Genomic DNA, 11,135 nt, shown 5'->3' on the forward strand with positions numbered 1-11,135 from the left:
ATAGTAGATCGAACTATGCCAGGGATAAATGGAGATGTTATGATAAGGACAGTTGTTAATGAATATAAAGGGAATACACGAGTCACTATCAGTGCGCTTCTTGTATCAGGATATAGTAACGAGGGAAAGGATGATGGCATTCCTTTCCTTGCGAAGCCTTATAGGATGTCTGAGTTAAGATCTGCAGTAATGCACGCTCTTAAGGAACCGTTACTACAACAAGGTGAATCTAGGTTGCCCTTGGAAAGATCTAATACTGCTGCTGTTTCTAGCACTGCAACTTTGAGAAAAACACCAATAGCAACAGTTCCATGGTCAGAAGATGGCGTGACTCAAGCGCTTACAACAAAAGAACCAGGAGGAGGATGGGATTATCTTGGGCAGCGACTTACAAATGATGCTATTCAGAAAATGGACGCCTTGTTTTATCAAACCACTCAAACCGCAGCCAAAAGATCAGATTTAACTATTAATCCAAACGATCCCACCTCTTTTCCAAATAGCAGCACATTTGTAAAACGCGATGCAGAAGGCAGGGAGATCGCTGCAGAAAACCAACAAATAAAAGCTATGTCTGTAGTATTTGAAGAATTTTGTAATAGATGCTTTCAGATTTTAAATTCTGGAAATGAACAAGTAGGTACATTCTCACAAGAATTTTCTCAAATGATACAAAGTATCGCTCAGCACCTACAAACTCCAAGAGGAACCGAAGGAAGACAAAAGGGCATTACAGGATACATTGCAAGTTTTTATCAAGGAGGAGAAGGAACGACCGAAAGTATACAATCAAGAAGAGAATTTTTACGAGAATTTTTGGAAGTAATACACGCATTGGGACAAGTTTTTGGTGATACGCATGGAGGAACAGATTTTTTCACTAATATTATTCAGGGATTTGAGGCAGAGCTAGATCTTTTTGATTACAAAAAAGCGCAATTCTCCTCGTAGACCCTTTTGCAGGAGCCTTCTATATCAAAATTTTGTCAGCAACTCTTGGAAGAGTTGCGACTTAGAGGTGGAACATAAAAGCCAGTGTCTACAAATTAGTTCTCCTCAATAGCCTTGTCACCAGGTCTTTTGAAATCATTAGGTGTTTTTCCAAGGAACTGTCTCAGTGCATCAGGATCATCCAATGGGGAGACATAAACTTTATCACCAACAGGGTCAAACATGAGCTGCTTCCTAGTCCCTTGGGAAATAGCGATACCATTTTTTGGATTTTCCTTATGTTTTACATATAAAGAAGCAGTATCTGCACGTCCATCTGTTGTTTGCGCAAGAACTTCCTGATCTCTTGATGGTAGCGAACCCTCTTCAAAGAATATAACATCAATACCTATAGAAATCGTTATTGCTTTGAGCATTACTAATATTGCTTTATCATTCGCTTCCAGCACGAAAGGATTATCTTCTATTTCTTTTCTGAGTTTTTGTGCTACAAGAATTGCTATATCCACAATTTTTTCTTTTGTCCTTTCCTGACCATTAACTTGCACTGGAATTTCAATTATCGCGCCAAATTCATCTCCTCCAACTCGGGCAACAAGATCCGCCCTTCGAATAATTTTTTGCATTGCTTCCGCCACCATTTTGAGAACCTTATCCCCACCTTCTCCACCATGCCCAAGAGATTCATTTACTGGTTTAAAATTATCCAAATCCATTCGAATAACTGCATAAGCTGTTTTTGGACGCCTTCGTGATTTGGAAATTATATCAGCAAGCCTTTCATCATAAGCTTTTCTGTTCGGGAGACCCGTTATTTTGTCTGTTACGGTTTCTTTTTGTAGCTCTTCTACTCTCTCTTCTGCTTGACCCAATTCGCTTTCTTTCCGCTGAAGAAGAGCCTCTAATTTTATTTTTTGTTCTTCTAAATTGCCAACTTTACCTCTTATATCAGCAATAAGAGCAATCACTGCTTCTTGATCAATTCCATGCTCCAAAATTAAATGCAAGTCTTCAACTCTGAGCTGAAGATGCAATGTGTCAGTCGAACTTTGTCGTATTTCTTCCATTCTGAAAATGAAATGGACGCAATAATACATTTTTTATAAAATTTGTCAATCAATCTTAATATTTATTTAAAAAACCCGTGAAATTCTCACGAGTTTTTCAATAAAAATAGATTCGGAAAACTCTTATCTCACCGGACAATGTCCGCCTTCACATTCCACGCTCTCCGCAAACGTCCTTGTTCGGAGCTCCTTCATGTCTTTTTGGAAAGGAAATCCTTTGAATTTTTTGATCTCCTTCTCAAACTGTTCCGCTGAAATTTCTTCATACGGCATTTGCTCAAACCCGTGCTTTTGATGGAGAAGGAAAGACACCGTTTTGAGCCCCGTATTATAATTTGCCTTCATCCACTTCTTAATCTCTGGGAGCTCTTCTATCTTGTAATACACCGTTACAGAAACACTATTATCCGCCCAATAACTCTGGAGATGCTTCACGAGATCAAGCTGTTTTATTGCGGTCATTTCTGCAGCAACGATAACTCCATCTTCCACTTGGATTGGAAAACTTACCACTGATGTTCGATGATCTTCAGATCCATCAAACTGCTTTACGTGTTCCACATGAAGTCCCGCTTCACGGCAGAGCTGAACAAGAGGATCATCTGAACTCATGCGAATTCGTCGAGTGTAGTACTTTGAATATGCCGGATGCACTCCCGGAGTTGCTCCCGCAAGAATAGAGAGGGTTCCAGAAGGTTTTACAGTCGTGAGCTTAATGCTTTCTGGCATATTATATTTCTTCGAAAATTCCGCATCGAGTTTTTCGAGAGAACGATAAACTTTCATCAGTGTTTCTTGAGTGGCAAGATCAGGTCTCATCACAATTCCCGTGAGACCAATTCCGAGTCTTGAATTTTTTTTTACAATTTCATCAGTTGCTTTTTGATGGTATGGAAGACGCGTAATTATTTTTACGACGGGATACATGAGTTTTGCAACATGCTCAAATTCATCGGCATCTTTGATATTATTCAGATAAATTTCACACAAATTACATGGCTCTGCTCCGCCATTTCCTTCCGTTGGCGCGAGCGTAATTTCCGCGCACGGATTTGTTCCGACCACGAGCGGATCTTTGCGGTGATCATCCACAAGCCTTCCTTTTTCTCGTGCGAGTTGAAGATTAAAAAGTCCATACGGTTCAGAATAGGCAACTCCTGTTTCTGGATTGATTTCATATCCTTTCCAAAACTCATCCGGCAACTCTGAAAAATTACTGCAGATCAAAGAGTTATTTGAAGCAGATCTGTGATTCGGCACGCCTTTTGCCCACATTTTTGCCTCGAGATATTCAATGTCATCAGGGTCGCCAAGCGCGATTTCCGCAGATCTTCTCACATTTCCCGCCACCACAATTTCTCCGATAACATTCAAAATATCGAGCACGTCTATTGGTCGAAGTTTTTTTCCTTCTCTTCTGTGGAACACATCGCAAATTTTCAAAATTCCATTGGCAAGAGGTTCAGGACCGGATGCTTTTCCTCCAAATCCTTTAATTGGTTCACCATATCCTCTGATACATGCCAGAGAATACGTGAAGGATTCTCCCGTCTCGAAAAAAGCATTCAGAACTCTTCTCATGAGGGCAATCCATCCTTCTCGTGAATCTGGAGTAATGAAGTCGGCATCATTTACGTCATTTCGAACAACCGCAACTCCTCCTTTGACCATCGGGAGTTTTTCGACATACTTCTTTTGAATATTAAATCCAACGCCTCCGCCGAGCATGAGGTAATCAAAAGTATTTAAAATTGATTCCGAATTGTCCATAATAAGGCACCAGCAATTATTGAGAGACGCTCCTCCCAGTTTTTCCACGGTTTGTGTTCCTGCCTGCCAGAGCATTCTCCCGGCAAAATTTGCCTTGAGGTTAAATACCGCATCAAAAAGATCTTCATAGTATTTTTTCCCGAGTTCGACATCATTTTTTTTGTGAACGTGATACACCCATTCCACGCATCTTTCGACGGTTTCCCACCATTCCTCTGTTCGTCCTTGTCCTTCAACAATCCGCGCATAGGTTCTTTTGTACGTAATATATCCCATGCCGTTAAATCCCCATTTTGGCTGTTTTTCTTGATATTCAGAGAGAAATTCCTTACTGAGAATTTTCTTTGTTTCGATGAGAACTCCTTCTCGAATTTGTTGTCTCTGAAAACGATAGAGAATAAATTCTTTTGCAGTTCTCGCGTGACCTGATTTTATAAGCGCCACTTCTACCATGTCGTTAATTTCTTCAACAGTCGGGACTCGATTCGCATATTGCTCTTTGAGATAATCAAGAACAGTTTGCGTCATCTTATTCGTTTCTATCTCGTTTGTTTCTATGCCGTCACGCATTGCGACTACTTGAGCCGCCTTGTAAATTGCGAGTTTAATTTTTTCCTGATCAAATGGCTTCATGCTTCCATCTCGTTTTTTAACAGCCGAAATACGATGTGTTTCCATAAAAACGGAGAATAAAATGACAAGAAAAAAGAGAAAGCGAAGACTCTTTGAAAGGGAGAAAAACTCCATACGCTCTTCGGGATTGCCGATATATTGTGTGAGCTCGCGGATACTACCCCTATATTTTGTGGTCGTCAAAGAAAATGAGTTGACGAAAGAATTCTTCAAACTTGGTTTGAAGGAAGGCAAAAACTCAATTCTGAAAACATAATTCTTTTTATCATCGTGTTATAATAATTTTTCGCATCGTTCTGGAATTTCGTATGTGGAAAATACGAAGAACATCAAACCAAAAAGCCTCATTTTCCTGATGCTGCAATAGCTCCTCGAATTGCCTTTTGCAACACTTCTTGCTGCACTCTATTTTGGATCTTATTTTTCCTTTTCCTGAGCTTTGATTTCTGGCGCATTACTGGCGCGAGATGAAGCCCATGTTTCTTTGGTTTTGCTTTGTTGGACATAAGGAAATAATAAAAATTAGAAAAATTACAAATTTTACTTTAATTCATTGACAAGCAGGAAACACTGCAAAATGATGAAATACGAGGAATCGAGGCCAAAAATCCGCAGACGTACTGAATGTACGGCGAGGAATTTTTGGCTGAGGATGACGAAGGAGTTCGCATTTTGCGGTGTTTCCTCTAATTCTTCAAAAAAAAGCTGGTGGATTGTCGCAGAGTTTGACGAGAAAGACAAGAAAAAGAAAAGCGAAAAGCGAAGAACGAAGAGCGAAACCAGATTACTCTTCACTCTTAGCTCTTAGCTCTTAGCTTTCAAAGCTTGGTTTCTCCGTGTTTTTTTGGTATAATGAAGCGAATACATGCATCTTGTTTTCATATGAAGATTTTCATTTCGTGTCTCGGCAATTTTTCAGAATTTAATTTTTTTGAAAAAAGGAAAATTTTCGCTCAGAAAGGTACTGCGCCAAATTTGCATGTTGTGGAAAAAGACAGCAAAGAGAAGCAAGAACCAGACACATCCGATTTTCAAGAAAAGTGGAGAAACTCAAATTTGCCAAAAATAAAAGAAATTCTCAAAAGAGACGATATTGCCGATTACGAAAAAAGCGATCTGGAACGTGCTGCAAAAGACAAAAATCTCCTTGATGCTCTTTCTCTTCAGGAGCAGAGAAAAATACGGGAACTCCTCAAAAAAAATGAAGATATTACTCAGTGTAAAAGACTCCTCACGGAAGACAAGCTGGATCCGAAAAATGCCAAACACCGTGCGCTCATATTGGGACTCCCGCTCATGACTCTTCTCAAAAGTCTTGATGCCTCTCAGCGAAAAGAATGTCTCCCTCATCTCGTTCTTTTTTTTGAATCCCCCGAACTTCTTAAAAAAAGTCGCATTCCTTTTTTCAATTATTTTCGAAGCGAATTTGGCCCCGATGAAATAAGGGAATTCCCCGAAAATATTCGAAAGAGAATGGGAGCACTTCTTGAAGTTGCAGAAGGATGGAAACTCAAAAGTCTAGAAGAAACAATAGAGCGAGAAGTAACAGAGAAAACGGCAGCTGCTTCTGTTGTCGAGGAGACCAGAGATGAAATAGATGGCATTAAACTTCAAGAGAAACAAGAAAGAAAAAAAGCGAAAAACGAAGGGCGAGAAAACGAAGAAGCACAACGGAGAATGGGGGAAATGCTCGCAGTCATTCAAAAAGCAGGGTTTACTCAAACTGTAGTTCAGGAAGCGGAAAGTGCGGCGACAGAAGAACTCGAAGAAGCGCGGGAAGATGGAGCGAAAGGACATGAGAGAACACAACGAATGCTCCAGGCAATTGAAATTACTGTTCGGGCACACATTGAGAGAGAGATAGAAAAAGCCTTCCGAGGAGGTGCAGAGGCTCTTCTCGTTCATGCTGAGGAGCTTACACAAAGATTAAAAAGATTTTCGGAGCTTCGAGAACCAATTCAAAATAATGAAGAAGGAGAGAATATGGCAAATTTTATTGATGGAACTCTTCAGAAAATTGAAAGATGTTGTGTTCTTGTGAAAAAAGGAAAAACGGAAGAAGAGATTTTGGCAGAACTGAAAAGTGGCGGTGATATCAACGAAGAAGAGTATAAAATCGTTTCAGCAATTCAAAAGGCTTTTGAAGAAATGGATGAAGAAGCGCTCCAAGTTTCCAGTATGTACCAAGAAGCGAGAGGAAAATTCTCTCAAGAAGTATATCCTCACGTACGAAAGAATAGGAAGTACAAGAAAGATTTTATGTTTTCAGAAGGAGGCGAAATCGCCGCTAATGTTGGAGTTTCCGAAGAAGCTATAGCAAAGATGATATACAGCGAGCAAATTCCTTCTCCTCAGGATTTTACCGTCGTTCGCGAATTTGCAGAAAAACACAAAATTACTGGTGATGAAGCAGTGAAAATGGTCACTCAAATGGGAAAAGCAGAGCGAGTAGTGTCTCTTCGAAACAATACGGAATTTGTTACGGGATGTCTTTGTGAGAAGAATGGGCTTTCACCTGAAGAAGCTTCCCAAAGAATTTCTGAGGCCAGAGCAAATAAAGATTCGCTTCTGAATACTTTGATGTCTGCGAGTTCCGCAAACTTACAAGAAACTCTTTTAGCGGAAGTAAAAAGGCAGATCATTTGTATGAATAATCAAGCATTTGGTGAGATTTTTCAGGAAGAAGAAGATGATGTTTCACAAGAAGAATTGGATGGGAGCGCGGAAGAAGCAGAATCTTATAATGGCACGCTTACTCAAATTTTTCAATCTGACGCAGAAAGAGCGAAAGAACTCATGGAAAAGGTTCAAGCAATTTCGGAAGAACTTGCTCCTTTGAGGGAGAATGGGGAAATGGATCCTCAAAAAGGGCTAGAACTGGACGATGCAAAAAACTTCCTGCGAGGTTTTTCTCAGTTTGCAGAAGGTGTCGATATTACTTCAGAAATGGCGAGATTTCCTTCTGAAAAAAGAGGACCACTTTGTGAAATTTTCGAGGGAATTACTGAAAAATCAAAAAAATATCTTTCTTCTTCGGATGTAGTCACTTTACAAAGTGGTATTCGGAATCGTCTCCAAACGATTGAAGAAATTGTACGTTCGTGCCAAGGGAAATCCTCAGAAGAGAAGGTCGTCATTTTAAACGGAGGACATGAAAAAGTGTCTCTTAATCCAGATCTCAAAAAAATTGCTGAAACAAAAGCGCAAAATGAAAAGATACAGGAGGAAAGACGCGAAAGATTAAGAGGGCTTTCCCGTTGGGCGCTCAAAAATGGGTCAATGGAGGAACTTAAAGAATTTAAAGATGTGCGAAATGTTTCTGGAGTCCCAGTTTTTGTATTTGTAAATGATGCAGATTTTGAGAAGGAATATGGAAAAAGCTCTGAAGCAATTTTTCTTCCACAAACAGGACTTTTTCGTATTGAAGTAAAAGCATCCTCTTGGGAAAGAGGAGATTCTCGGATTCAGGAAGCTCTTCGGCATGAAGTTCTTCATGCCATTGATTATGCGAGCAAAAATCAACTGTCGAAAAAACTCTCCGCAGAAGTACGAAAGAGAAAAGGAGGGAAAAAGCTCCTCGAAAATTTTGAAAAAAAGCTGAGTAGAGAACATGTGGGATGGCGCGATAAACTGAAAGAATTCATAGATCCAAACGGAAGAATCAAAGCAGAACTCTTTGCGCATGTCATAGGAAATTCGAATGGTCTGACAATTCGAGGAGAAGTAGAAAACTTTCTTGGAACAGACTTTCTGGATTCTTTTGAACGATCCATAGAAGAAACAGTCGGCAAGGTTGATTGGGAGCAGTTTAGAAAAGGAGCATCACTCTCACATGCGGCTACAGCTCATGAAGAAGAACGTGGAGAAGGAGGAGAACATGTGACAAAACATGCAGGAGAGAGAAATTTTGAATCAAAAATTGCAGAAATGAGAAGAACCATTGAAAACATCAAAAAAGCCATCCCTACCATCCGAAGGTCTGATGTTGAAGGCGCAAAAATTTTTGCCGATACATCCGAAGGCGCGCTTTATAATATAGAACAAAAATTGGAGAATGCAGTTCAAACATCAGGAGAGGGGTCATTCATTGAAGAACATTCAGAGGATCTTAAAAAACTTAAAGAACAAGTTGAGATGGGAGCAACCAAAGTTGCTGAGAATGAAACAGGACGAGAAGATAATCCTCTGAAGCGAGTTTGGGAGAATACCACATTTATTTCGATTGCTGATATTGGCATGATGTGGGAAACTGCAATGAGTTTTGTCAAAAGAAAACACGAACGAAAATCAAAACACAGAGGAGGACTCGTGGGAAAAAAGCTTTTTGAAAAAGCGTATTTAGCATTAGCGGATGAATATGATTCAAGTCGTCAAGAAGCGGAACTTGAAGAAGTTAGTCACCATGAAAAAGCCCTCAAGAATATGGATGGATGGCAAGTTATGAATAGGCTTCATGAAACAAAAGAAAAGGATGAACTCAAAGCGTGCCTCAATGTCCTTTCGCAAAAAGGACAAATTGACTGGTATGATAAACGAATTTGGGATGCGCTCAATCGATTTAGCAAAGTCAGGTTTTATAGATCAGATGCGGATGATTCCAATGTTCTCCGAACGAAACTTCAAAAAGCATGCAACATATATGACAATGATTATTTTCGTCAACTTGAGAGAGACAATGGTTCTAATTTTGAGAGTGGAAAAGGGAAATTTAAACCAGAAATTTCCGGAAACATTAACGCTTTGGAAAAGATGATCAGATCCATGCTCATCGACAAAAAAAATGGGGGAACAGTAGATCCCCAGAGATATGAAGCGTACATTGAACGCGCTATTGATGATGGGAAAAGTTCTCCAGAGGATATTTTTTGGTTTCTGATTCAAGGAGTTCATTTGGGCATCCTCAATATTGAACGAATCCATTATTTCGATTCCTTAAAATTAAATGCATTTCCTCCCATTGAATATTTCGCAACAATAAAACCAACGCTCAGTGATATCCATGAGCTCGCACACATGTTTGCGCCAAAAGATGATAAAATGGAATTTCCAGATCACTATATGGATTGGTTTCTCACCCATGTGATGACCGATAAGAGAGTTCAGCAGAGAGTTGCGAAATCAGGAAGTGAAAAGGGGAAATGGGATCATGATTGGGCGACCACAATTTTTTGCAATGGTACGTCAAATACAGCAAAATCTATTCTTCACCTGGGAACGGATGGATCGGCGTCGATGGCGCACACGGCATTCCCGAACATGCTCGTAGGACAGCTCGCGTACATCACGAATCTTGCGAGGAATGGAGGAGAGTTAGCGTCTGATTTTTTAGAGACAGACTTGAAAAGACAGCTTGGGATGATGGCGATGTATAATACGCTTGTTTCAAGCAAAGTAGAGACCGGAGGCGAGAGGTTTTACACCTTAAATAAACACGAACTCGATAATCCACCACGCATAGATACCAGTTATGTTTATTTGTCAAAAAAAAGAATTACTGCACGAGAACTTATTCACAAGAATTTTGATATTATAAAAGCGCTCGACCCTATTTTTGGGGAAATATTTGAAGGGTACATAAGTGATAAACGAGCAACAGATGTACTTGTTCCGAAAATCAAGAAAAGATTTCCTGGAGTGTTTGACGATGTAGGAGAACCTCGCACTGCGTTAGATTTTCTCATGAAATTGGATAATGTTATTGCAGCAGCCATCAAAGACCCAAAATCAAGAAAACGAATGATGGAGAAAGCTGTGGAGATTTACAAAGAGGATCATGATGGTGAAGATAATATCGATAAAGTACGTTATGCACAGGCAAAAGATTGGGAAGAGCATTTTCATGATGAAGCCGGAAAATCAGCGCATTCAACAGTTGAGTACCATGGAATGTATGCAGCGGCGCACTAGGAAGTGCAAAGATCAAAGCTCAAAACGCAAAGATCTTTTCACTTTACACTTTACACAGTATTCTATATACTACTTTCAAAAGTACTTTTATACAATCTATGAATAATATTCTTACTGCAAATGACCTCAAGACAAGAGGAATATCAGCGATAGAAAAACACGCTGATTCTGATATGGAAATTTTTATTACTGTGCGGGGGGAAGAAAAATATGTCATTCTCAGCATAGAAAAATTCAATTTTCTTCGAGAAGCGGAACTTACTGCCGCGCTTATTGAATCAAAGAAAGATGTAAAAAATAAAAGATACCATAGCTCTATAAAAAATCATTTGAAAAAAGTAATCCATGGCTAAACTCATCTTTACAGAAAGTTATGAAAAAAGGGCAAAAGAATTTTTGAGGAGACATTCTGAGCTCAAAAATCAGTATGCAAAAGTGATCAAACTTCTCTCCATAAACCCATATCATCCTTCTCTTCGTCTCCATCGACTTCATGGAAAGCTATCAATGTTCTACAGCGTTTCCATAAACATTTCATATCGAATTACACTCCAATTTCTCATAAATAAAGATACGATCATTCCTATTCATATTGGGAAACATGAGGAAGTGTATTGAAAACACAAAGTACAAAGCACAAAACACAAAACACAAAGCACAAAGAAACTTACCTTGAGTCCAATAAATAATGATGTATAATATGGGAGAATTTTCCCCCATATTTATGAAAAGAAATGAGATAACGCATCAGGAAATAACAAAAGAGGCATTGGAGAGAGAGAAAAAGAAGTCAAAAAGCATGCAAAG

Annotated in this window: 7 protein-coding genes; 4 read left to right on the forward strand and 3 right to left on the reverse strand. The window is 39.4% G+C overall.

Annotated features, from left to right (window positions below; all coding sequences use genetic code 11):
- Positions 1–951: hypothetical protein (locus HZA38_05515; protein ID MBI5414939.1), on the forward strand; the 951-nt coding region annotated here is incomplete at its 5' end.
- Positions 952–1,046: 95 nt separating this feature from the next.
- On the opposite strand, the gene HZA38_05520 is transcribed toward HZA38_05515, so the two are convergent.
- The 3 genes from HZA38_05520 to HZA38_05530 all read right to left on the reverse strand — a co-directional run bounded on the left by HZA38_05520 (position 1,047) and on the right by HZA38_05530 (position 4,927).
- Positions 1,047–2,018: a GGDEF domain-containing protein gene (locus HZA38_05520; GenBank protein MBI5414940.1), complete on the reverse strand. Its 972-nt coding sequence runs from the start codon at positions 2,016–2,018 to the stop codon at positions 1,047–1,049.
- A gap of 123 nt (positions 2,019–2,141) precedes the next feature.
- Positions 2,142–4,466, reverse strand: a complete 2,325-nt coding sequence (locus HZA38_05525; protein MBI5414941.1) for a hypothetical protein — start codon at positions 4,464–4,466, stop codon at positions 2,142–2,144.
- Between the two features lie 299 nt (positions 4,467–4,765).
- Positions 4,766–4,927: a hypothetical protein gene (locus tag HZA38_05530; GenBank protein MBI5414942.1), complete on the reverse strand. Its 162-nt coding sequence runs from the start codon at positions 4,925–4,927 to the stop codon at positions 4,766–4,768.
- Between the two features lie 376 nt (positions 4,928–5,303).
- Here HZA38_05530 and HZA38_05535 point away from each other — a divergent pair, with 376 nt between their 5' ends.
- From HZA38_05535 to HZA38_05545, 3 genes are all read left to right on the forward strand, one after another.
- Positions 5,304–10,328 carry a hypothetical protein gene (locus HZA38_05535; protein MBI5414943.1) on the forward strand — a complete coding sequence of 1,675 codons (5,025 nt, stop codon included), beginning with the start codon at positions 5,304–5,306 and terminating at the stop codon, positions 10,326–10,328.
- A 98-nt stretch (positions 10,329–10,426) separates the two neighbouring features.
- Positions 10,427–10,681 carry a prevent-host-death protein gene (locus HZA38_05540; GenBank protein MBI5414944.1) on the forward strand — a complete coding sequence of 85 codons (255 nt, stop codon included), beginning with the start codon at positions 10,427–10,429 and terminating at the stop codon, positions 10,679–10,681.
- Positions 10,674–10,946: a plasmid stabilization protein gene (locus HZA38_05545; protein ID MBI5414945.1), complete on the forward strand. Its 273-nt coding sequence runs from the start codon at positions 10,674–10,676 to the stop codon at positions 10,944–10,946. Before HZA38_05540 ends, HZA38_05545 begins: the two co-directional genes overlap by 8 nt.
- Positions 10,947–11,135: the final 189 nt, after the last annotated feature.

It is taken from the genome of Candidatus Peregrinibacteria bacterium, assembly GCA_016220175.1.
Classification (GTDB): domain Bacteria; phylum Patescibacteriota; class Gracilibacteria; order CAIRYL01; family CAIRYL01; genus JACRHZ01.